Source organism: Rhizobium sp. 18055, assembly GCF_902706285.1.
Lineage (GTDB): Bacteria > Pseudomonadota > Alphaproteobacteria > Rhizobiales > Rhizobiaceae > Rhizobium.
In genome coordinates this window covers 66637-89462 of the sequence record NZ_CACSKD010000007.1, presented here as the reverse complement: position 1 = coordinate 89462, position 22826 = coordinate 66637, and the positions used below count along the sequence as shown (strand labels likewise).

21 protein-coding genes are annotated in these 22826 nt (G+C 61.6%); 8 read left to right on the top strand and 13 right to left on the bottom strand.

Features of this window, described 5'->3' with window-relative positions:
- Positions 1 to 47: 47 nt before the first annotated feature.
- The 3 genes from GVL52_RS14180 to GVL52_RS14170 all read right to left on the bottom strand — a co-directional run bounded on the left by GVL52_RS14180 (position 48) and on the right by GVL52_RS14170 (position 4395).
- Positions 48 to 1169, bottom strand: coding sequence for a PQQ-dependent sugar dehydrogenase (locus tag GVL52_RS14180; RefSeq protein ID WP_160008489.1), 1122 nt, complete (start codon positions 1167 to 1169; stop codon positions 48 to 50).
- A gap of 102 nt (positions 1170 to 1271) precedes the next feature.
- Positions 1272 to 2048 (bottom strand): class GN sortase, encoded by a 777-nt coding sequence (locus GVL52_RS14175; protein WP_160008134.1) that lies wholly within the window; start codon positions 2046 to 2048, stop codon positions 1272 to 1274.
- Positions 2038 to 4395, bottom strand: coding sequence for a marine proteobacterial sortase target protein (locus tag GVL52_RS14170; protein WP_160008132.1), 2358 nt, complete (start codon positions 4393 to 4395; stop codon positions 2038 to 2040). Before GVL52_RS14170 ends, GVL52_RS14175 begins: the two co-directional genes overlap by 11 nt.
- Before the next feature lie 373 nt (positions 4396 to 4768).
- Between GVL52_RS14170 and GVL52_RS14165 the strand changes: the two genes are divergently transcribed.
- Entirely contained in the window at positions 4769 to 5971 is a 1203-nt protein-coding gene (locus GVL52_RS14165; protein WP_160008130.1) for a pyridoxal phosphate-dependent aminotransferase, read from the top strand.
- Positions 5972 to 6118: 147 nt separating this feature from the next.
- Positions 6119 to 7282, top strand: coding sequence for a GGDEF domain-containing protein (locus GVL52_RS14160; RefSeq protein WP_160008128.1), 1164 nt, complete (start codon positions 6119 to 6121; stop codon positions 7280 to 7282).
- Positions 7283 to 7400: 118 nt separating this feature from the next.
- Here the strand turns inward: GVL52_RS14160 and GVL52_RS14155 are convergent, their stop codons facing one another.
- Entirely contained in the window at positions 7401 to 8498 is a 1098-nt protein-coding gene (locus tag GVL52_RS14155) for a calcium:proton antiporter (protein WP_160008126.1), read from the bottom strand.
- Between the two features lie 238 nt (positions 8499 to 8736).
- Between GVL52_RS14155 and GVL52_RS14150 the strand changes: the two genes are divergently transcribed.
- Complete coding sequence (locus tag GVL52_RS14150; protein ID WP_160008124.1) at positions 8737 to 9018, top strand: DUF2188 domain-containing protein; 282 nt, start codon at positions 8737 to 8739, stop codon at positions 9016 to 9018.
- Positions 9019 to 9092: 74 nt separating this feature from the next.
- Here the strand turns inward: GVL52_RS14150 and GVL52_RS14145 are convergent, their stop codons facing one another.
- Complete coding sequence (locus GVL52_RS14145) at positions 9093 to 10001, bottom strand: LysR family transcriptional regulator (RefSeq protein ID WP_160008122.1); 909 nt, start codon at positions 9999 to 10001, stop codon at positions 9093 to 9095.
- A 91-nt stretch (positions 10002 to 10092) separates the two neighbouring features.
- Here GVL52_RS14145 and GVL52_RS14140 point away from each other — a divergent pair, with 91 nt between their 5' ends.
- Positions 10093 to 11109 (top strand): NAD(P)H-binding protein, encoded by a 1017-nt coding sequence (locus tag GVL52_RS14140; RefSeq protein WP_160008120.1) that lies wholly within the window; start codon positions 10093 to 10095, stop codon positions 11107 to 11109.
- Positions 11110 to 11111: 2 nt separating this feature from the next.
- Here the strand turns inward: GVL52_RS14140 and GVL52_RS14135 are convergent, their stop codons facing one another.
- From GVL52_RS14135 to trxB, 6 genes are all read right to left on the bottom strand, one after another.
- Complete coding sequence (locus tag GVL52_RS14135; protein WP_160008118.1) at positions 11112 to 11909, bottom strand: aminoglycoside phosphotransferase family protein; 798 nt, start codon at positions 11907 to 11909, stop codon at positions 11112 to 11114.
- Between the two features lie 116 nt (positions 11910 to 12025).
- A complete protein-coding gene (locus GVL52_RS14130) occupies positions 12026 to 13147 on the bottom strand; it encodes an alkene reductase (RefSeq protein WP_160008116.1) in 1122 nt (373 codons plus the stop codon).
- A 41-nt stretch (positions 13148 to 13188) separates the two neighbouring features.
- Positions 13189 to 14358: an MFS transporter gene (locus tag GVL52_RS14125; protein ID WP_160008114.1), complete on the bottom strand. Its 1170-nt coding sequence runs from the start codon at positions 14356 to 14358 to the stop codon at positions 13189 to 13191.
- Between the two features lie 2 nt (positions 14359 to 14360).
- Positions 14361 to 14654 carry a helix-turn-helix transcriptional regulator gene (locus GVL52_RS14120; RefSeq protein WP_160008112.1) on the bottom strand — a complete coding sequence of 98 codons (294 nt, stop codon included), beginning with the start codon at positions 14652 to 14654 and terminating at the stop codon, positions 14361 to 14363.
- 547 nt (positions 14655 to 15201) lie between these two features.
- A complete protein-coding gene (locus GVL52_RS14115; RefSeq protein WP_160008110.1) occupies positions 15202 to 16098 on the bottom strand; it encodes a LysR family transcriptional regulator VtlR in 897 nt (298 codons plus the stop codon).
- Between the two features lie 22 nt (positions 16099 to 16120).
- Positions 16121 to 17095, bottom strand: coding sequence for a thioredoxin-disulfide reductase (gene trxB, locus GVL52_RS14110; protein WP_160008108.1), 975 nt, complete (start codon positions 17093 to 17095; stop codon positions 16121 to 16123).
- A 231-nt stretch (positions 17096 to 17326) separates the two neighbouring features.
- On the opposite strand from trxB, the gene GVL52_RS14105 reads away from it, so the two are divergent.
- Positions 17327 to 17794, top strand: coding sequence for an Lrp/AsnC family transcriptional regulator (locus GVL52_RS14105; protein ID WP_160008106.1), 468 nt, complete (start codon positions 17327 to 17329; stop codon positions 17792 to 17794).
- Positions 17795 to 17831: 37 nt separating this feature from the next.
- Here the strand turns inward: GVL52_RS14105 and GVL52_RS14100 are convergent, their stop codons facing one another.
- Together GVL52_RS14100 and greA are read right to left on the bottom strand one after the other, a co-directional pair.
- Entirely contained in the window at positions 17832 to 18884 is a 1053-nt protein-coding gene (locus tag GVL52_RS14100; RefSeq protein ID WP_200847828.1) for a glycosyltransferase family 4 protein, read from the bottom strand.
- A 28-nt stretch (positions 18885 to 18912) separates the two neighbouring features.
- The gene (gene greA, locus GVL52_RS14095) at positions 18913 to 19389 is read right to left on the bottom strand and encodes a transcription elongation factor GreA (RefSeq protein ID WP_160008102.1); all 477 of its coding nucleotides are present in this window, start codon (positions 19387 to 19389) and stop codon (positions 18913 to 18915) included.
- 251 nt (positions 19390 to 19640) lie between these two features.
- Between greA and GVL52_RS14090 the strand changes: the two genes are divergently transcribed.
- The 3 genes from GVL52_RS14090 (at position 19641) to GVL52_RS14080 (ending at position 22807) form a co-directional block, all read left to right on the top strand.
- Positions 19641 to 20873 (top strand): putative DNA modification/repair radical SAM protein, encoded by a 1233-nt coding sequence (locus GVL52_RS14090; protein ID WP_160008100.1) that lies wholly within the window; start codon positions 19641 to 19643, stop codon positions 20871 to 20873.
- Positions 20873 to 22333, top strand: coding sequence for a UdgX family uracil-DNA binding protein (locus GVL52_RS14085; protein WP_160008098.1), 1461 nt, complete (start codon positions 20873 to 20875; stop codon positions 22331 to 22333). Before GVL52_RS14090 ends, GVL52_RS14085 begins: the two co-directional genes overlap by 1 nt.
- Before the next feature lie 96 nt (positions 22334 to 22429).
- Positions 22430 to 22807, top strand: coding sequence for a VOC family protein (locus GVL52_RS14080; protein ID WP_160008096.1), 378 nt, complete (start codon positions 22430 to 22432; stop codon positions 22805 to 22807).
- Positions 22808 to 22826: the final 19 nt, after the last annotated feature.

The window sequence follows — 22826 nt, the reverse complement described above, 5'->3', positions numbered from 1 at the left end:
CCGTTAGCAGTTGCTTCTGGACAGGGCAAGGCAGCGACCGCGCGATATCAGCCGTTGCCGCCCGGTGCGCGGGAGATGCGCAGGAGCGCGCCATCGTCCTCGTCGGTGACGATCAGCAGTGCCCCATCGGGCGCCACAACGATATCGCGCATGCGGCCGTAAGCGCCGTCGAAGATCCGCTCCTCGGCCACGAAGGCGCCGCTGCCGTCGCGCTGCATGCGCGACAGAAGCTGGAATTTCAGTGCTGCGACGAGAAAATCGCCGTCCCATTCGGGAAACATCTTGCCGCGATAGACGGCGACGGCACCCGGGGCGATAGAGGGGTCCCAGTAGTAGAGCGGCTGTTCCAGCCCCGGCTTGGCGGTGCCTTCACCAATCTCGGCACCGGAATAATCGCGGCCGTAGGTGATGACGGGCCAGCCGTAGTTCTTGCCCGGTTCGATGCCGTTGATCTCGTCGCCGCCGCGCGCGCCGTGCTCGACGGTGTAGAGCTTGCCGTCGGCGGCGTCGAAGGTGATGCCCTGCGGGTTGCGGTGGCCCTTCGACCAGATCTCGGGCAATGCCTTTGCGCCATCCTTGAACGGATTGTCGGCGGGAATGCTGCCGTCCGCGTTGATATGGATGATGGTACCGGCATCGTCCTTCCAGTCCTGGGAACGATCCCGGTCGCCACGGTCGCCGATGCTGATGAAAAGAGAGCCGTCTTTGGCGATGGCGATGCGCGCGCCGTACTGGATGCCGCCGCTGGTGAACTTGCGCATCCTGAAGATCGACCTGACGTTTTCGAGCGCGGTTCCGTCCGGCGAGAGCGTGGCGCTGAAGGCTTCGGTGCCGGAGCCGCCATCACCCGACGTCGCAGCTGTCAGGTACAGTGTTCTGGATGTTGCGAAGTCAGGGGCGAGTTCCACATCAAACAGGCCACCCTGGCTTCTGGAGCTGACCTTGGGAACACCTGATATCGGTGCCGACAGCTGCCCATCGCGAATGATGCGCATGCGGCCTGGCTTCTCGGTGACGAGATAGCCGCCATCGGGCAGCACGGCGACGGCCCATGGATGCTCAAGCCCGGTGGCGATGGTCTCGACCTGTACGGCAACCCTCTTTGTCTGCACGGTGTCGGCGGCGATGGCAGGCGCGGCAAACACGGGATAGGTCGTTGCCAGGAGCATACCGAACCGAAGCGCCAAAACTGATCTCATCATCCATCCCTCGGTTGCCTGACCTACCATCGCTGGTTGACACTTGGCGTGTCGGGGCGCCGGGTTCAACCCTCATGGCGTCAGGGATAACGGCTTTGTGTTTGCCGTCGGCACCGTGCCGGTCGCCGTGGTGTCGATCAGTTCGGCCTCGACGATATAGCGCAGTGGGCCGCGTTCGGTGGCGCCGAACGGCCAGCAGGTGGCGAGCACCAGGTGGTGGCCCTGCGCTGCGGGGTCGATGCCGCTGTTGTCCCAGGAGACGACGCGGCCTTCGCCGGCCTTGAATGTCAGGCGCTCGCCATCGCGGCGGGTGACCTCGATCGCGTCGCCGGGCTTGACGTCCTTCAACCAGCGGAAATGGGTGTCGCGGTGGGCGGCGATGACAGAGGTGCCTTCGTCGCCGGGCTGTGGCGTGTTGGTCAGCCATGCGGGACCAAAGGCCAGCGCTTCGCCGGAGGCGCCGGCAAGGACGATGGCGTTCTTGCCGAGGCGAGGGGCGCTGACCCTTGCCTCGGTGGTGAAGTCCGCCCACGGCCATGGCTTGGCGTCCTCGCCGCGCAGTTCGGCGGCAAAGGCGCGCGCCAGCAGGAATTGCGACAGCTGTGCCTTGGCCTTGATATAGATGCCGTCGCTGATCAGGACGGCGCCATAGATCGCCAGAATGGCGATGGCGACGGCGATGGCTTTCTCGACTGCGGAGAGACGGGGCAGCAGAGATGAGCCCTTTTTTGCGTCAGGCGCGTCATAGGCGGTGGCCGCGGCCGTCGCCATGGCGAGTTCCAGATAGGTGGGAAGCGGGCCGAAATCATCGGCCTGCTCATATCTGCTGCCGCCCATTCTAGTTGCCATTGCGCGATGCTCCGGACAGGGACGTGCGACGCCTCCAGGCCATTAGTCCACTCGCCGCCACCAATGCGAGCACCAGCATCGTCACGCCGCGAGCGATCTGCTCGTCGGCGCGGGTGGCCGTCTGCGGCAGCTGGACAGAGGTTGAGCGCTGGGCAATCAGGGTTGCTGCCTTGGGGGTCGGCGCTGCGGCCATGCGGGTTGCTGCCAGTTCGGCAAACTGCTGCTGCGGGGCGGCGCTGGCGTGATCGGCCGCGGCACCTGCCGGTGTCTGCGGAGCAGGGGAAGGGGCGGTGTCGCCTAAGACTTTCTCGAAGTCCCAGCCATCGGGCAGGTTCAGCGGCAGCCTGGTCGCATCCAGCGGCTTGTCGGATGGGCGCGACGGGGTTACGTCGATGGCGACGAGGCTGGTCATGCGGGAGACGAGGTGGTGGGCGAGCGCCACCGTCTCGACGTCCTTGTCGAGTGCTGTCGGGTCCTGTCGCTCATAGGCGCGTGCTTCCAGATCGTCGATCTTGCGGCGGGCCCAGAGCTTGGAGATGCCGTGGCCATCGGCGGCGTTGGCGATGTCCATCTCGACGCGCCAGGGTTGGTTGCCGGTCTTGCCGGTGATCTGCAGCTTGCCTGATGGCTTGGCCTGCGGCAGTTCGGCGGTCAATACGACCGGTTCGCCGGTATAGAGGTCGGGCATCGGGTTCGGGGTGATGTCGTCGGCCGTGATGCCCTCGAAGCTGGCTGAGAGGTCGGTCATAGCAGGGTTCTGCAGCTTAGCGAAAAGCTCGGCCATGCGGCTGGCGATCTGGTCGGTGGAGCCGATCTGCGTGAAGGTGCCGCGGCCCATTTCGGCGGCCTTGGTCATGAAGTAGGAGTTGGGCGCCGAGCCGATGCCGACGGTGAAGACGCGGGCGTCGCCGCGGTTCTGGGTGATCTCGGTGAACAGCTGCTGCTCGTTGCCGATGGCGCCGTCGGTCAGGAACACCACCTGGCGCAGCGCGCCAGCGGCAACCGACCCCTGATTGCGCAGCGCTGCCTGCAGGGCCGGCAGCATTTCTGTGCCGCCGTCGGCGGTCAGGCCGCGGACATAGGCGATGGCTTTCTCGCGGTTGTCGGGAGAGGCGGCGACGAGGCCGCTGAAATAGTCAGTCATCGTGTCGTCGAAACGGATGACATTGAAGCGGTCGTCGGGATTGAGTCTGGAGATGGCGAGCGCGAGGCTCTGCTTGGCCTGCTCGATCGACGGGCCGGACATCGAACCGGAATTGTCGATGACGAAGACCACTTCGCGCTTGGCAGGTGTGGCTGAGGTGTCCGGTGTTGCCGGCGGGGTGACGAAGGCGAGCAGGTAGGTCTTGCCGTTCAAGACTTCGCGGAACAGGCCGGCGCTCGGGCTCTTGCCGGGCGCGGCCTTCCAGGTGAGCTCGAAATCCTTGTCGGCGGGGACGGCCTCGCCCTTCAGCGCGATCGTCCAGTTCTGGTCGCCATCCTTGGTGATATCGACTTCGTGGAAGGAGGATTTGACGTCTCCAACAGGGAAGCCGGCCTTGAGGTTTACGGTCAGCGCGACCGGGTTGATCCTGGCGTTTTCACGCGGGTCGAGCACGGGGGCTTCGATCTTCTCGCGGTTTTCGACCGGATCGGACGGGACCGCGAAGCCGGCGCCGTTGTTGAACTCGACGGTCTGCACGATCGGGGCCGGATTGTAGCGTGGGGCGACGACCATCGGGAAACGCAGCGAGAACTCGCCGCCGGACTGGCGCACCGACTGCTGGTACTCGATCTGCACGACGATGGTCTCGCCGGGGCCGATATTGGCCACCTGATTGGTGAAGATGTTGGGGCGCTGCTGTTCCAGCAGGGCTGCCTTCTTGCCCTCGGCCTTGGCCTTTTCGTAAATCTCGCGGGCTTCCTGGCGTGGCTTGATCTGGCCCTCGATGAAGCGCTCGCCGATCTGCATCTTCAGCACATCGACGGCGGAATTTTCCGGCAGCGGGAAGACGTAGGTGCCTTCGACCCAGCCCTTGCTGGGGTTCTGGAAACGCTGGGTGACCTTGACGCGGGCGATCGGGCCGGTGACATCCATCTCGACGTCGGTCTTCAGCCGTGGCGCCTCGACGAAGAAGCCGGGCTCCTTGGCGGGGAAGAGCAGCGAGCCGCTGTTGACGTCGTTCGGCCTGACGAGGCCTGCGAGTTGCTGGCTCTTCTGCTGACCTTCATCAGCGGCATAGGCTGCCGTCGCCAGCCCCGACAGCGTCACGATCGAGGCGGCAAAGGCCACGCATGCGATCAGCAATGACAGGGAAAAGCGGCTGGCGCGCAGTCGTCTGACGGTGACTTCATCTTCCAGAAACATGGCATGCCCTCACTAACCAATTTCGGATGCAACCAAATGCGCTTTCGATCTCGGCGGGCTCGCGACCGAATTGCGGCATGCCGCGGCATTTGTTGCGGCCAATTCATGGCAACGGCCGGATTTGGCGAAGTTTTTGATTTCAGGGGTGAAATCGGGATCGTTCCGCAGGTCGATCCGTGGGGTGGACCCGCCAATCCCTGCTGCAGGAGCAGCGATTGGCCGAACCGAGGATAGCTGCAGCCGATTGATCACGAAGAATCATGGGCTCCATCACGCCTTTGCGCTTGAAATGCCCGTCCACATTGGACATAGACCTTAGCGCAGAATTCCGGTCCCGGCCTTCTGCTAAAATCAACCGTATAGGACCGATATCATGGCCTTTCTTGCCGATGCTCTTTCCCGTGTGAAGCCTTCAGCCACCATCGCCGTTTCCCAGAAAGCGCGCGAGTTGAAAGCACAAGGACGCGACGTGATCGGTCTTGGGGCCGGCGAGCCTGATTTCGATACGCCAGACAATATCAAGCAGGCTGCCATCGACGCGATCAACCGCGGCGAGACCAAGTACACGCCGGTTTCCGGTATCCCTGAGCTGCGCAAGGCGATTGCCGCGAAGTTCAAGCGCGAGAACGGTCTCGACTACGACTGGCAGCAGACGATCGTCGGCACCGGCGGAAAGCAGATTCTTTTCAACGCTTTCATGGCCACGATGAATGCGGGCGATGAAGTCATCATCCCGGCCCCTTACTGGGTATCCTATCCTGAAATGGTGGCACTTTGCGGTGGCACGCCGGTCATCGTGATGACGACCCAGGAAAACAACTTCAAGCTCCAGCCTGCCGACCTCGAAAAGGCGATCACGCCGAAGACCAAGTGGTTCCTGTTCAACTCGCCGTCGAACCCGTCGGGCGCTGCCTATACGCATGACGAGCTGAAGGCGCTGACCGACGTGCTCGTCAAGCATCCGCATGTCTGGGTGCTGACCGACGACATGTATGAGCACCTGACCTATGGCGACTTCAAGTTCGTGACGCCTGTGGAAGTCGAGCCGACGCTTTACGACCGCACGTTGACCATGAACGGCGTCTCCAAGGCTTACGCGATGACCGGCTGGCGTATCGGCTATGCCGCCGGCCCGCTGCAGCTGATCAAGGCGATGGACATGGTCCAGGGCCAGCAGACCTCGGGTGCGACCTCGATCGCGCAGTGGGCTGCCGTCGAGGCGCTGAACGGCACGCAGGCGTTCATTCCCGAGAACAAGAAGATCTTCGAAGGCCGCCGCGACCTCGTCGTGTCGATGCTCAATCAGGCGAAGGGCATTGCCTGCCCGAACCCTGAAGGCGCCTTCTACGTCTATCCCTCCTGCGCCGGCCTGATGGGCAAGACAGCACCTTCGGGCAAGGTCATGGAAACGGACGAGGACTTCGTTTCCGAACTGCTGGAATCGGAAGGCGTTGCCGTGGTTCACGGGTCTGCCTTCGGCCTCGGCCCGAACTTCCGCATCTCCTATGCGACATCTGAAGCCCTGCTCGAGGAAGCCTGCAAGCGCATCCAGCGCTTCTGCGGTGCCTGCAAGTAAGACTTCGTAAAGCATGAGTTTCGAAACCCGCCGGCGACGGCGGGTTTTTTGTTAGGGGTGCGTTTTGCTCCCAAGCGTTTAAGCAGCGCCAATGAGTGACGCCGAGGTGTGCGTCTTGTTTCCATAGAATTTTATGTATTTGGTATCATGACATTGCAATCATTCCAGCTCGACCTCGCCACGGTTCTCCTGCTGCATCAGTGCTCGTTTCTGGTCGGAGCCCTCTGCTTCCTCTATGCGCGCTGGCAATCGAGACGGGGTGAGGGGCTGGGAACGCTTGCAATCGGCTTCATCTCGCTTGCGATGTCATCGACACTCGCCGGTCTTGGCGAACGCTCGGTTCTTTCCCACGAAATCTGGACGTTCGGAACATTCACATTCGGCCTGATGGGCTATGCGCTGTTCTGGGTGGGCATGCGCACGCTGAGCAGCGGCAGGCAGCGCCGGGTGGACTGGCTGGTGATGGTCGTTCCGGCGGTGCTGGTCTGTGTTGCTGGCGTGACCGGGTTTTACCTGGACGACAAGCTGCGCAGTGCCGTGTCAAACTCGATGTCGTTCCTGTTGCTTGCCGCCGCTGCCGTGTCTGTGATGCGTGATCGCCGGCCTGAGCAACTTCCGGTCCGTCTGGTGCTCTCGGCGGTGATTGCACTCTCGTCGCTTCTGGCGCTGCTGATCGTCATCGCCATGCTGACGCCGTCAATTGCGCCGATGACGCCGCGCTGGGCGTTTTTTGTGCGGATCATCTGCCATTTCGCCATCGCACTGTTCGTGATCATTCTGGTCAAGGAGAGGGCCGAGGCGGAGCTGCGCCATGCTGCCGATACCGACATTCTGACCGGCGTCGGCAATCGTCGCTGGTTCACGTCGCGCATGCCGCACGTAATGCGCGCGGACGACGCGCTGCTGCTGATGGATCTGGATCTGTTCAAGCAGGTGAACGATCGCTTCGGTCACGATACCGGCGATCAGGTGCTGGTGAGCTTTGCCCAGACCATCGGCCGCAATCTGCGGGCGGGCGGCAGCTTTGCCCGTTTGGGCGGAGAGGAGTTTGCGGCATACCTACCGAAAACCAATCCAGCAGAGGCGATGGCGGCGGCCGAGCGTCTGGTGGAGCTGGTGAGGAAGCTGGAACTGGACAGCAATGGCGAACGCGTTCCGCTGACCGTCAGCATCGGCGTCGCCACCAGCCAGGATATGGATCACTCGTGGAGCGATCTTCTGAAGATGGCGGACGCGGCGCTCTATGTTGCCAAGGATAGCGGACGAAACCGGGCGGTCCTTTACGGTTCGTCTGACAAGGCGGCTGCTTGATCCAGGCGAGTGCCCCGGAGGCGCCGCTCGCAAAGTGATTCATTTCATCGGCGCAAGAGCTTGATTTCATAGTTCTATCGGTGCTTGCGCCGTTTCCGGCCGGCGCAAGCGCTCTTGATCAGAGACCCAGTCCCGCCAGCATCAGGAACGTGGCGAACAGGATGAAGTGGGTCATTCCCTCGATGGCGTTGGTTTCTCCGTCGTTGAGGTTGATCGCTGCGGCGATCAGCGTGATGGTCACCATCACCGTCTGCACCGGCGTCATCGCCATGATGAAGGGCTGGCCGGTGTACAGCGCGATCCCTTCCATCACGGGCACCGTCAGGATGACCGTGGAGAGCGACGCGCCCATGGCGATGTTGACGGTCGCCTGCATGCGGTTCTTCAGGGCGGCTCGTAGCGCGGTCAGGATTTCGGGGGCTGCCGAGATGGTGGCGACCACGAGTGCGGTGATCCCGATCGGTGCGCCGGTGCCCTTCAATCCTGTTGTCATGAAGGCAGACATGAATTCGGCCAGGGCGCCGATGATGACGACGCCGACAAGGATGGTGGCGATCGAGGCCGCTGTCGATTCGTCGGTGCCATGCTCCTCTGTGCCATCGTGCTTGCGCTCCTGGCGCGGGTAGCTGTAGCTGAAGAAGTAGCTGTGCTGGCCGACCTGCATGCGCAGGAACAGGCCGTAAAGCGCGATCATCGCAACGATGGTGAAGGCCGAGTAGTAATGCCATTTGTCCGCGGGGACGAACTCCGGGACGATCATCGAGATGCCGATGGCCGTCAGGATCATCACACCATAGGTCTTGCCGGAGTTGTCGTTGTAGGGCTGTTCGCCATGCTTCAGGCCGCCAAGCAGCGCTGCGAGGCCGAGGATGCCGTTGATATCAAGCATCAGCGCCGAGTAGATCGTGTCGCGCACCAGTGTCGGCGAGCTTTCGCCGGCCATCATGATGGCGAGGATAATCACTTCCACGGCGACGGCGGAGAGCGTCAGGATCATCGTGCCGTAGGGATCGCCGACCTTGATGGCGAGGATTTCGGCATGATGGGCGACGCGCATCGAGACCAGGACGATGGTGGCGACGAGGGCTGCTGCGGCGACCAGCGGTGCCGCCTGGCCCATTTCCATGATGCTGTGTTCCGACAGGTAGGCAATCACGCCGACAACAAGTGCTATCACCAGGTATCGTTCAGTTTTCAGGCGAGAAACTATCCCCAAGGTCAGGCTCCGATTTTGATTCATGTCTTAAGTCTAAGCTTCTGATTTCACATATCAAGTCGGCGGATACGCAACGCAGGTTTGCAGTCTTGCGGATTTAATGGAATACTGCCTTATCGGTCAGCCGGAAGCATATCGCGGCGCCTCTCGTTTTTTGTTGGCAAGCGGCCCCGCGGCGGACCCGGATAAAACCCGGTCGGCATTCGGGTGCGCAACAAGAAGAAGAGGAGTGAAGTGCATGGTCAAGGTGGTCTATGAGGTCGTCCAGCACGATGGCGGCTGGGCCTACCGGCTGGGAGACGTCTATTCCGAGGCTTTCCCGACACATTCCGAAGCGCTCGAGGCAGCCCGCATCGTTGCGGCCGAGCAGCAGGTCGGTGGCGATTCCGCCGAGATCAGCTGGCAGGACGACAAGGGAAAATGGCACGAGGAATATGCCGAAGGTGGCGACAGGCCGGAGACCGAAGTGGTCGATGGCAACTGGCGAACCCACCCGGCGGCGACATCGCCGCGCGCCTGATGACGCCATCGATGCGCTTCGCTTCCTTAATTTCACCGTATGGTGATCGCCATCAACAAGACTGCGCGATGCCTTCAGGCTTCGCTCGTCGTCGAGCATTTCAAATAGTCCTGCAGCCCGACCACCAGGGCATCAAACGTCACCCGACAGCGCGGTGCGGTCTTCAGGCTTTCGTGCATCGCCACCCAGGTGTGGAGCGGCAATCGAAAATCGTTTGGCAGGAGTTGCACAAGATCGGGGTTGCGCCGCGCCAGGCCGACCTGGCAAATGCCAATGCCGAGGCCGGCGCGAATGGCCGATAGCTGCACGAGGCTGCTGTCCGCCCTGAAGTCGAAGGCAATGCCCTGCGGCATCGGATAGCGTTTGGTGATCATCCGAATATAGGCCGTCTGGCGATCAAAGCCTATCAGTCGATGATGGGCGAGATCGGACAGCGTCGCAGGCGTGCCGTGTCGCTCCAGGTAGCGGCGGTGCGCGTAAAAGGCGAGCGGGAGTTCGCCAATGCGTTTTACCACCAGCGCATCCTGTGAGGGCTCGGCCATGCGGACCGCGATATCCGCCTCGCGATTGACCAGATCCTCGATCGCGTCTGATGCCGACAGCTCGATCTGGAGATCGGGATAGGCCTCCTGCAGATCGGCAAGAATGGGCGGCAGCACCTCGACGCCGATGATCTCGCTGGCGCTGATGCGCACAGTTCCGGAAACCCGGTCCCGCCGGCTCGATGCCGTGCGCAGCAACGCCGCCGATGTCGCTGCAAGCGTCTCGGCATAGGGCTGCAGCTCAAGGGCTGCATCGGTCGGTAGCAAGCCGTTGGGCGAGCGGGTGAAGAGTTCGGCGCCGATTGCCTGTTCGAGCGCATCGACGTGGCGGCCGATCGTCGGCTGGGTCAGACCCAGTTCGCGAGCAGCAGCAGACAGCGAGCCCTGCTGGAGCACGGTCAGAAAGCTGCGGTAGAAATCCCAGTTCGGTTCGATATCCATATATTTATGTATAGCTGCTCCACGTATTTCGTCAATTTTGTTTATCTCTGGGTTCCGGCATGGTGTCCTCACGCAATTGAAGGAGATGATGATGGACACCGACATGAAGACCAATCGAACTGCCCTCGTTCTCGGGGCGACCGGTGGAATCGGCGGTGCGGTTGCCCGAAAGCTGCTCGCGCGTGGCTGGCGCATCCGCGCGCTCAACCGCAATGCAGCCAAGGCCGCGAAGGCCGAGCCTGATTTCGACTGGTCGCAGGGCGATGCGATGAATGCGCGCGATGTGTTGCAAGCGGCCGAGGGCTCCAGCCTGATCGTCCATGCGGTCAATCCTCCCGGCTATCGTGATTGGGAGACGCTGGTACTGCCGATGCTGGACAATACGATTTCTGCCGCGAAAGCGGTGGGTGCGCGGATCGTTTTGCCGGGCACCGTCTACAATTTCGGGCCTGACGCCTTTCCGCTTCTGCGCGAAGACAGCCCGCAGCATGCGGTGACGAAGAAGGGGCGCATCCGCGTGGAGATGGAGAGGCGGCTGAAGGACGCGTCGCAATCCGGTACCGGGGTGATCATCGTGCGTGCCGGCGACTTTTTCGGGCCGGGCACGACAGGCAATAGCTGGCTTTCAGGCGGCATGATCACGGCGGGCAAGCCGGTGACGGTGGTAAAAAACCCGGCGGCGCGGGGTGTCGGCCATCAATGGGCCTATCTGCCTGATGTTGCCGAGACGATGGTGCGCCTCGTCGAACACGCCGACCGGCTGCCGGCGTTTGCAGCCTTTCACATGGATGGTTTCTTCGATGAGGATGGCCGGCAGATGGCCGAGGCGATCCGCCGTGTTGCCGGCAGCAAGGTGAAGATCGCGGGCTTCCCCTGGTGGATCGTTCCTTTGGCGGCGCCCTTCGTTCCGTTGATGCGCGAGCTCAAGGAAATGCGCTATCTCTGGCGGGAGCCGCTGAGGATGCGCAATGATCGCCTCATTGCGGAGCTTGGCGCCGAACCGCATACGCCGATCGACGATGCCGTTCGGGCAACCTTGCAGTCGCTCGGGTGCCTGACGGATCAGCAGCAGGGTGGCGCGGCGGAAATGCTGGTGCAGCGCGGCTGACGCTATTGGAGTTCGGCCAGCGCGATGCGGGCGACGGCCAACGGGCTTTCGGCCTCGGCCGTTGCGCCATCTGCGAGGAACCATGCGGCGGATAGGCCGCAATAGGCTGCGATCCAGCGGATCAGGCGCTGCGGCTCGATATCGGCTTGCGCCGATACGATCGGCAATTGCCGTTGCAGGCGGCCGGCAAACGTGACGGTTGGGAGGTCGGGGTTGGCGAAAATGTTGGCGTAGTCGAAGCCGCTCTCACCGAACAGACCCTTCGGGTCGATCGCCAGCCAGCCGTGCGCTTCGAAATCGAGGATGTTGCTGTGGTGGATGTCGCCGTGCAGGACGGTCGGATCACGGGGATCGGCGAGCAGGGCGGCTGATATCTTCTGGCACTCTGCGAAGATGCCGCCATGGGTGCGTGCAGCGGATGCCAGTGCGCGAAACCAGCGGGCGAGCGGAATGAGCGGCGGTGGCGGCGTGTGGCGCGGTGCGTGCAGTCTGGCGACGGTCGTGCAGAGGATGCGGCTCGCCTCGTCGTCCTCGCCAGACATGGCCATCGCCAGCAGCGAGCGCGTTCCTTGTGCCCGCTCCAACAGAACGGCCTCTGCGTCGCGGGCATAGACCCTGGCCGCACCGTTTCCGCCCCACCATTGCATCAGGGCGCCGCCCGATCTCTCCGCCTCATCATTGGCGAGCTTCAGCATGGCCGGGTTGCCTTGCCAGAGGACGGGCAGGAGGTGGCTGGAATGGGTGGTGATCGACGCGCCGTCTGCAATGAGGTGCCAGCGGTCGAGATGGGGCTTGAACATGACGGGATGTTAGCGTCTGCCGCTGGAAAGAGAAGGGCGATACGCTAAAGCCTTGTCTCGTCGCCCAAAAAGAAATCCCGCCGGGTGGCGGGATTTCGATGTGTTTGCGCGGATAATCAGGCAACCTTCTCAAGTGCCGGGTAGTCGATATACCCCTTGGGGCCGCCGCCGTAGAGCGTCGCCTGGTCGAGAGTGTTGAGCGGGGCATTGTCCTTGAGGCGCTGGACGAGATCCGGGTTGGAGATGAACGGCTTGCCGAAGGCGATGAGATCGGCGCTGCCGTTTTCGACCGTGTCGATCGCCAATTGGCGGTCGTAGCCGTTGTTGACCATCCAGCTTGCCTTGCCGCCCGCCTTTTCATAGGCAGCGCGCAAAGCCTTGTAGTCGAAGGGCTTGTCGCCCTGCTGGTAGTTGCGGTCGCCGCCGGTTGCACCCTCGATGATGTGAATGAAGGCGAGGTCGTATTTTGCCAGGCCTTCGATGACGTGGGTGAACAGCGGCTGAGGAGCCGGGTCGGACGAATCGTTGGCGGGGGTTACCGGCGAAATGCGGATGCCGGTCAGGCGCGGGCCGATTTCACTGGTGATCGCATCGACCACTTCGAACAGGAAACGGGCACGGTTTTCGATCGAGCCGCCGTACTGGTCGGTGCGGTCGTTGATGTCGGCGCGCAGGAACTGGTCGATCAGGTAGCCGTTGGCTGCATGGATCTCGACGCCATCGAAGCCGGCATCGATTGCAGCGCGGGCGGCCTTGCGGTAGTCTTCGACGATGCCGGGGAGCTCGGCGGTTTCAAGCGCGCGGGGCTCGGAGGTTTCGGCGAAGCTGCCGGTACCGTCGGCGTTGACGAGGTATGTCTTCGACTTGGCGGTCTTGTTGCTGGAGGAGACCGGCTTGCCGTCGTTCGGCTGCAGCGTGGTGTGCGAGATGCGGCCGACATGCCACATCTGCACGACGATCTTGCCGCCCTCGGCATGCACCGCGTCGGTCACGCGCTTCCAACCATCGAGGGCTTCCTTGCTGTAAAGGCCGGGAACGTCGGCATAGCCCTGGCCCTGATGGGTGATGGCGGTCGCTTCGGTGACGATCAGGCCGGCGGTGGCGCGCTGCGTGTAATATTCGACGTTGAGGTCGTTCGGCACGGCGCCCGGCGAGCGGTTGCGGGTCAGCGGGGCCATGACGATGCGGTTCTTGACGGCGATGTCGCCGACCTGTGTTGGTTCGAAGAGCTTGCTCATGGGAAGTCCTTTCCGAGTTTGCTTTGGTGTTGTGCGAAAGATCATTCAGCCGGGGCAGGCATGGCTGCCTTGCCCTTGGCGGAGAGATAGGTGAATGCGGTGACGACAAGGCCGATCAGCGCCATCAGGGCCGCGACCAGCGGCACGCGGGTCATGTCGAAGCCGCCGGCGATGACCATGCCGCCGGCCCAGGCGCCAAGGGCGTTGCCGACATTGAAAGCGCCGATGTTGATTGTTGAGACGAGATTGGGTGCGTCCTTGCCGAAGTGCACGACGCCGACCTGCAGGGCGGGTACGGCGGCAAAAGTTGCGACGGCCCAGACGAACAGGGTGATTTCGGCGGCGACGAAATAGGGGCTGGTGAAGCTGAAGGCGACCGAGGTTACAGCAATCAGGCCGAAGACTGTCGCCAGTGTGACGCCGAGCTTCCAGTCGGCAAGCTTGCCGCCGAGCAGGTTGCCGATGGTGAGGCCAAGGCCGATCAGGAACAGCGTCCAGGTAACGCCTTCAGGCGTCAGGCCGGTGACGTCGCGCAGCAGCGGTGCGATGTAGGTGAAAAGCGCGAACATCGAGGCGGAGAAGAACACGGTGGTGGATAGCGCCAGCCACAGCTGACCGTTCTTCAGGGCGGCGATCTCGCGGAAGATGTTGCCCTGTTCTTCCTGCTTGTCCTTCGGCAGGACAGCAATCAGGCCGGCGATGGTGATGACGCCGATCACGGTGACGACGGTGAATGTCGAGCGCCAGCCGAATGCCTGGCCGATGGCGGTGCCAAGCGGCACGCCGAGAACGTTGGCGAGCGTCAGGCCGGTGAACATCAGGGCGACGGCGCGGGCGCGGCGATCGGGCGCCACCAGATTTGCGGCGACGACGGAGCCGATGCCGAAGAAAGCGCCGTGGCAAAGGGCGGTGACGACGCGGGCGACCATCAGCACCCAATAGCTGGGCGAGACGGCGCAGAGCAGGTTGCCGGCGATGAAGAAGGCCATCAGGGCGATCAGCGCCGTGCGGCGCTTCAGGTGGGCGGTGGAGACAGCCATGACGGGGGCGCCGACGGCAACGGCAAGCGCATAGCCGGTGACAAGCCAGCCGGCTTGCGGAATGCTGACGGCGAGATCCGTCGCGACCTCGGGCAGCAGGCCCATGATGACGAACTCTGTCGTGCCGATGGCAAAAGCGCTCAGCGCCAGGACGAGGAGGGCGAGGGGCATGATCAGATATCCTGAGCCAGCTGTTTCAAGAATGCAGCGATGGTGTCTTCGTTGCGCTTGTAGAAGATCCACTGTCCGACGCGGCGGGTGGTCACGAGATTGGCGCGGCTGAGCGTTCCCAAGTGCGCGGAGACAGTCGATTGCGACAGGCCGCAGCGCTCGAACTGGCTGGCGCAGACGCCCATTTCCAGCGGATGCTCCTGCGACGCAAAATGCTGTTCAGGGTTCTTCAGCCAGTTGAGTATCTCGACCCGTTTCGGGTGAGAGAGTGCCTTGAGGATTTCGTCGTTGTCCATCGTTATCAGCCGAACTTTAAATCGTTTCTGAACGATATATGGATTGGTGGTTTTCGATATTCAAGGGATGCGCACAACGCGCGACAGGCTTTTCTTGCGTGGTTAAATTTTAAGCAAAAAAAGAGGGCCACCGATAAATCGGGGCCCTTTAAGGTGTGAAGGTTATTCAACCTCCAGAGGGGAACAGCTAATGCGGCGGCACTGGGAGAGAACCGCCATGTGCATCAACTGAGAGCGATATGATGCTTTCGAAGGCAGATTTCAATGCTCTTTTGCGCATGCCTGCTATGCGTTGCAGCATTTTCTATTGCGATGCGGAAAATTAGGGCAAAAAAAGAGGGCCACCGAAAGCTCGGGGCCCTTTATAGGTATGAAGGTTATTCAACCTCCAGAGGGGAACAGCCAATGCGGTGGAACTGGGAGGAAAAAGCCACCATGTGCATCAGCTGAGTTTGATATGGTGCTTTAATGTGCAGGCAGCAATCAATTTTTGTGCATGTCAGGCATGCACAATCTGCAGGGCTGGCGAATTCCCTCGCAAAATCAACTAGAAGCTCCAGTTCCTGGCCTTGCTGACGATGAAATCGCGGAAGGCCTTGAGCTTTGCCGCATTCTTCATTTCGTCGGGATAGCAGAAATAAGTGTCGAAGGACGGCACATCGGCGTTGATCGGCAGCTGAATCAGGCCCGGGTCGCGTCCGACGATATAGTCGGGCAGGCAGGCGATGCCCATGCCGAGCAGGCAGGCGCGCTTGATCGAGGTCTGGCTGTTGATCTGCAGGTGCGGGGCACGCTTGTTGTCGGATGAGCGACCGGCGACTTCGAGCCAGTTCACATCGAGCAGATAGTTCGGTGCCGGTTCGCCGAAGGTGATGATCCGGTGATTGTCGAGGTCTTCGACTGCCTGCGGCTCGCCATGCCTGTTGATATAGGAGGGGGCGGCATAGACGTGCATGTGGACGGTGAACAGCTTGCGCTGGATCAGGTCCGACTGCACCGGCTGGCGCAGGCGGATGGCGCAATCGGCGTAGCGCATGTTCACATCGACTTCCTCGTTGTCGAGGATAAGCTGGATCTGAACATCGGGATAGAGCTGCATGAACTCCTGGATCTTGTCCGTCAGCCAGCCTTGGCCGAGGCCGACGGTGGTGGTGACGCGCAGCTTGCCGGTCGGCGTTTCCGTCGTCTCGGTAAGCTGCATCTTCACGGTTTCGAGCTTCAGCAGCACGTCATGGGCCGTGCGGTACAGCAACTCACCCTGTTCGGTGAGAATCAGGCCGCGCGCGTGTCGGTGAAACAGCTTGGTGCCGACATCCTGCTCCAGTGCGCTGACCTGACGGCTGATCGCGGATTGAGACAGATGCAGCTTATCGGCTGCATGCGTGAACGAACCGGCTTCTGCAGCTGCGTGAAAGATACGCAGCTTGTCCCAGTCCAAAGGCATTCCACCACCCCTCATGCCGTTCTTACTCCGCAGCTACGGCGACGGGCATCTGGCCCGTGAGATATCGTTCGGCTTCGAGCGCTGCCATGCAGCCGAGGCCTGCGGCGGTAATCGCCTGACGGAAAGTATCGTCGGTGACGTCGCCGGCAGCATAGACGCCCTCGACCGATGTCGCGGTCGAATCCGGTGCGGTCCAGAGATAGCCGTTGTCCTTGAGCTTCAGCTTGCCCTTGAAGAGTTCGGTGGCCGGCGCATGGCCGATCGCCACGAACACGCCATCGATGGTCTGGTCGGCGATTGCGCCGGTGCGGGTATCGCGCAGGCGAACGCCGGAGACGGATGGCGGCATCGGCGGCTTGGCCGGTGCGCCGGTGATCTCGGCGATTTCGGTATTCCAGAGAATCTTCACGTTCTCCTTGGCGAAGATGCGCTCCTGCAGGATCTTTTCCGAGCGGAAGCTGTCGCGGCGATGCACGACGGTCACCGACTTGGCGATGTTGGAGAGATAGAGCGCTTCCTCGACGGCGCTGTTGCCGCCGCCGACCACGATCACGTCCTTGTTGCGATAGAAGAAGCCGTCGCAGGTGGCGCAGGCCGAGACGCCAAAACCCTGGAAGGTCTGCTCGCTGTCGATGCCGAGCCACTTGGCCTTGGCACCGGTGGCGATGATCAGCGTGTCGGCGGTCCAGACCTGGCCGCTATCGGTGCGGGCAACGAAGGGGCGCTGGTTCATCTCGACTTCGGTGACGATGTCGTTGACGATCTCGGCGCCGACGTGCTTGGCCTGCTGCAGCATCTGTTCCATCAGCCACGGGCCCTGGATCGGATCGGCAAAGCCCGGATAATTCTCGACATCGGTCGTGATCATCAACTGGCCGCCTTGCTCCATCCCGGCAATCAGGACCGGCTTCAGCATCGCACGCGCCGCATAGACGGCAGCGGTGTAACCGGCGGGGCCGGATCCGATGATGAGCACCTTGGTGTGGCGGGCGGACATTGTATTTCCTTTCGAACTGGCTGGAGCTGATGGCTAAAACGCGAATGGGGCCATCTCGCGATCCATCCGTCATTTATGAACGACCAATGCTTTTATTCAAGGGCAGCCTTGCGTTACCAACAAGGCATTCGATGTGGATGTGCAAGAATCCGTCATCATTGGGAAAGATTCTTGCGTATTGTTGCGCTTTATATAGAAGCTGGAATCTCGAATTTAAAGAAAGGCACTCGCTTGGTTCGCGCTGAACTGGACGCCATCGACATCAAGATATTGCGTGAGCTGCAGACGGATGGCCGCATGACCAATGTCGAGCTCGCCGACAGGGTCGGAATATCGGCGCCGCCTTGCCTGCGCCGGGTGCGCAAGCTCGAAGAGGCCGGCATCATCGAAGGCTATCACGCGATGCTGAACAGCCCGAAGCTGGGCTTCGATCTGGTGGCCTTCTGCATGGTCGGCCTCAAGCATCAGTCCGAGGCCAATCTGAAGGCATTTGCGGCTTCGACCGGTCAGTGGCCGCTGGTGCGTCAGGCCTGGATGGTCTCCGGCGACAGCGATTTCCTGCTGCATTGCGTGGCGCAGAACCTGACGCGTTTTCAGGATTTCGTCATCGAGGTTCTGACGGCCAACGAGCATGTCGATACCGTGCGCACCATGCTGACGATCCGCCAGGTCAAGAAACTCGGCCTGGTCGAAGTCTGATCAGAGGGCAGGGCGCATGGCGCCGTCTTTGATCTTCTCAGCCTAGCGTGTCGTAGACCGCCTTGAGCTTGGTCGCTTCGCCTTCAATGCTGAAATTGTGAGTGACATGGGCTCGGGCATTGGTCGCAAGCAGCGCCAGTCGCTCCGGCTGATCCATCAGCGGGGCGACCGCATCGGCCATCGCAGCGAGATCGTCACGCGCAATCAGGATGCCGGTTCCATTGTCGCCGGTCGTGATGATCTCCGGAAAGGCGCCGACATCGGTCGCCACGACCGGCACGCCTGTGGCCATCGCTTCGAGTGGCGTGAGGCCGAAACCTTCCCAGCGCTGCGGCGCGACGAACAGGTCGAGGGTGCGGTACCACTCGTTGATATTGGTGTGCTCGCCGGCGAACAGGATGCGGTCCGACAGGCCAGCAGCAGCGACCTTTGCCTTCAGGCCGTTTTCAAATTCCACATGTTGCGCCGTCGCCCGGCCGGCGATGATGGCGGTCCAGTCCTGATGCTCCGGCAGCAGCCGCAGCATGGTATCGACGAAGAGATCGGTGCCCTTCTGGTGGCGGACACGGCCGAAGCAGCCGGCGATCTTCTTGGTCGGGTCGAGGCCGCATTCGATCTTCGCCTGCGCCTTGTCGGATGCTGGCGAGAAGCGGGCGGTATCGATGCCGTGCAGGATGACGGTACTTGGGACCTCGAGATAGTTCGCGGTCTTGCTGCTGGTGGCGATGACTGCGTCCATCTTCGACACCAGGAACTTCGTCCAGCCGCTGTGCTTGCGCTGCGAGGCCGAAGTGAAGACGATCTTCAGCTTCATGCGCAGAAGATCGCGCATGAGGAGGGCGGGGAGCATCTCGATGTTGCGGCGGGCGTGCCAGACGCGGAAGCGCCGGCTCGATGGCGCGCGCCAGAGGCTCAAGAGATCGCGGAAACGGATGTGCGGGATCGACGACGGCAAACCCGGTCCGAGCGCTGCGATCTTCTGACCGAGCGCACGCTGAACCGGGATAAGCTGTATGATGGTCGATGTGACGCCGGAGAGCCGCTTCTTGAAATTCGGCGCTATGATTTCGACGTCAGCAATATCGACAATGCAGGAGCGGCCGCGATCTGCCAAGGCATCAGCCCCAGGTGATCGCCAGCACTTCGTATGCCTTGGCACCACCGGGTGCGTTGACCTCGATCGAATCGCCAACTTCCTTGCCGATCATCGCGCGGGCGATGGGCGAGGAGATCGAAATGCGGCCAGCCTTCACGTCGGCTTCCTGATCGCCGACGATCTGGTAGGTCTTTTCCTCGTCGGTGTCCTCGTCAACGAGCTTTACCCGGGCGCCGAACTTGATCTTGTCGCCGGACATCTTCGAGAGGTCGATGACTTCGGCGCGTGCAACCAGGTCCTCGACCTCGCCGATGCGGCCTTCGTTGTGGCTCTGGGCTTCCTTGGCTGCATGGTACTCAGCATTTTCCGAAAGGTCACCGTGCGCGCGGGCTTCGGCAATTGCCTCGATGATGCGCGGGCGCTCTTCCTGCTGACGGAAGCGCAGTTCTTCCTGCAACTTGATGAAACCACCCTGGGTCATCGGTACCTTATCAACCATTTTCCTGTCCTTCAGTCTTTGTGTCGCCATAGGTAGGCAGAGACACAAAAGAAAACAGGTCCCGAAGGGGAACTTCGGAACCATGCAAAATCATTATTCGCTTGTTTATAGCAGATAGCCGCAGCCGATTTCCAGAAAATTCGATCTATCGACTTGCAACCCTTCATGGCTTTTCGCGTCAAACTTGAAAAACATCAATCCCAAGCAGCCTTTATTGACATTTAGCGATAGAACATATAGTGAACATTGCCATGAAGAAGACCTTAGAAGAGCGTTTGGCGATCCTTTCGGATGCCGCCAAATATGACGCCTCCTGCGCCTCCAGTGGCACGACCAAGCGCGACTCGTCGAAGTCAGGCGGGCTCGGATCGACGGAAGGAGCCGGGATCTGCCATGCCTATGCGCCGGATGGACGGTGTATTTCGCTGCTGAAGATCCTGCTCACCAATTTCTGCATCTACGACTGCGCCTATTGCATCAACCGCTCGTCCAGCAATGTCGAGCGGGCGCGATTTACCCCTGAAGAGGTGGTGTGGCTGACGCTGGAATTCTATCGCCGCAACTATATCGAGGGGCTCTTCCTTTCGTCCGGCATCATCCGCTCGTCCGATCACACCATGGAAGAGATGGTACGGATTGTCCGCGAGCTCAGGACGACGCATAATTTCCGCGGCTATATCCATCTGAAATCGATCCCCGAGGCATCGCCGCATCTGATCGAGGAGGCGGGGCTTTATGCCGATCGGCTGTCACTGAATATCGAGCTGCCGACGGACCGTGGTATTGCCGAGTTGGCGCCCGAGAAGAAGCCGGCCAGCATTCGTCGCTCGATGGGCGATCTCAGGCTGAAGATCGAGGCGGCCGCGGACCCGACGCTGCAGACCAAGCGGCGCAAGCGTTTCGTGCCCGGTGGGCAGAGCACACAGATGATCGTCGGGGCCGACGGCGCCAATGATGCGACGATCCTCGGCACCAGCGCGCAGCTGTACGGCAGTTATGGGCTGAAGCGGGTCTATTACTCGGCATTCAGCCCGATTCCCGATTCGTCGAAAAACCTGCCGCTGATCAAGCCACCCTTGATGCGCGAGCATCGGCTCTATCAGGCCGATTGGCTCTATCGCTTTTACGGTTTCGGCATCGATGAGATCACAGCGACACAGGCGGGTGGGATGCTCGATCTCAATCTCGATCCGAAGCTTGCCTGGGCGCTCGGCAACCGCAATGATTTCCCTGTCGATATCAACCGGGCGCCGCGCGAGACGCTTCTCAGGGTGCCTGGATTGGGGACAAAAACAGTCAAATCAATCCTGTCGGCCCGCCGCTTCCGGTCGCTCAGGATCGAGGATCTGACGCGGCTCGGGGTGTCGATCAAGAAAGTGCAGGCGTTCATCTCGGCCGAGGGGTGGTCGCCGCGGCGGCTGGCCGACCGGCAGGATCTCAGGGCGATGTTCGAGCCCAAGCCCGAACAGCTGTCGTTGCTCTGATGCCGCGGGTGGTGCTGGAGGGCCGGGGGGAGTTTGGCGAGTGGCGGGATGCTGCACGCGCCTTGGCAGCCGCAGGAGTTCCGCCCGAGGATGTCGACTGGCGGGAGAAGGGGAGCGATGCGGACCTGTTTGCCGCGCCGGACGCGCTGCCGCAGCTGCCGTCATCAGGGGATCGCAGGCAGATGACGGTTCCACCGGCCTTCATTGCGCTGGCCGAAGCGGTGATCTGCCATAGCGATCCGATGCGGTTCGTCCTGCTCTACCGGCTTCTGTGGCGGCTGCAGGGCGATCGAACGCTGCTTGATGTCGCCTCAGATGAGGATGTGGCGCGGGCACGGATGATGGAAAAGAGCGTGCGGCGCGATGCCCACAAGATGACGGCCTTCGTGCGCTTCAAGGAAGTGGGATCCGGGATATCGCTGAACGGGCGGCGGAAATTTCTCGCCTGGTTCGAGCCGGACCATCACATCGTCGCCCGCAAGGCGCCGTTCTTCCAGAAGCGTTTCAATGACATGGACTGGGTCATCGCGACGCCGAGGGGATCGGCGGCCTGGGATGGCGAAAAGCTGACGCTATCCGACACGCCCTGCGAAAAGCCCGACCTCACCGATCCTGCCGACCAGCTGTGGCGCACCTATTACGCCAACATCTTCAACCCGGCGCGGCTGAAGGTGAAGGCGATGCAGGCGGAAATGCCGAAGAAATACTGGAAGAACCTGCCGGAGGCCGATCTCATTCCCGGCATGATCGCCGCTGCGGAAAGCAAGGTTCTGGCGATGGCCGCAAAGCAGGCGAGCGAGCCGCTGCCCTTTCACGACCGGCTGAAGCAGGCGGCGCGGAATGTTCCTGCCACGCCGAAATCGCCAGCCGGGACGCTGGCAGCGCTGCGCGAGGAGGCTGCCGTCTGCGCGCGCTGTCCGCTGCATCAGACGGCGACGCAGACGGTGTTCGGCGAAGGCCCAGAAGATGCGCAGGTGATGTTCGTCGGAGAACAGCCGGGAGATCAGGAGGATCTGGCCGGGCGGCCATTTGTCGGGCCGGCCGGCAAGGTGTTCGATCAGATTGTTGGTGAGGCCGGCATTGATCGGCGCTCGGTCTATGTGACCAATGCGGTCAAGCACTTCAAATACGAGCCACGGGGCAAAAGACGCATCCACCAGCGGCCGAATATGGGCGAGGTCACGCATTGTCGCTGGTGGCTCGATCTGGAGGTCGAAATGATCAAGCCGAGGCTGATCGTTGCCATGGGGGCGACGGCGCTGGCGTCATTGACGGATGCGAAGCAGAAGGTGTCGGAGGTAAGAGGGCGGGCGATCCCTTTGTCGGAAGGTCGAACGCTATTCGTGACGGTGCATCCGTCCTACCTGCTGCGTATTCCCGACGAGCGGTTGAAGGCAGAAGAGATGGAGCGGTTTCGCGGCGATATGCGGCAGGTTCGGAATTTGATCGGGCAAGTCTGACCGGCCGCGCCGCCAGTGCGTTCAAAATGCAATGGCGCTGCCGCCGGAATGTTGTAGCGTTGCTCACTGTAACGATAACAACGAGGAGATCGCTTTATGTTCGATCATGTGTCGATTGGGGTCAAAAGCCTTGAGCGAGCGCAGAAGTTCTACGATACCGCGCTGTCGCCGCTCGGTTACGAGCGGTTGACCAACTTCGGCAATGTCAGCGGTTATGGCGCGGAGCGGGTATCGCTGTGGGTTGCCGAGGTCGCAAAGCCTGTGGTTGCCGATATGGAATCAGGCCTGCATTTCTGCTTCGTGGCGCCGACCGAGGCGTCGGTCGATGCGTTCTACGCGCAGGGACTTGCCAATGGCGGGACAGACAACGGGCCACCGGGCGTGCGTCCCGATTACAGCGAATTCTACTATGCCGCCTTCGTCATCGATCCGGATGGCTATCGCCTGGAAGCTTATTTCAAGCGGCCGGAATAGTCCTGATCTCGGCCGTCAC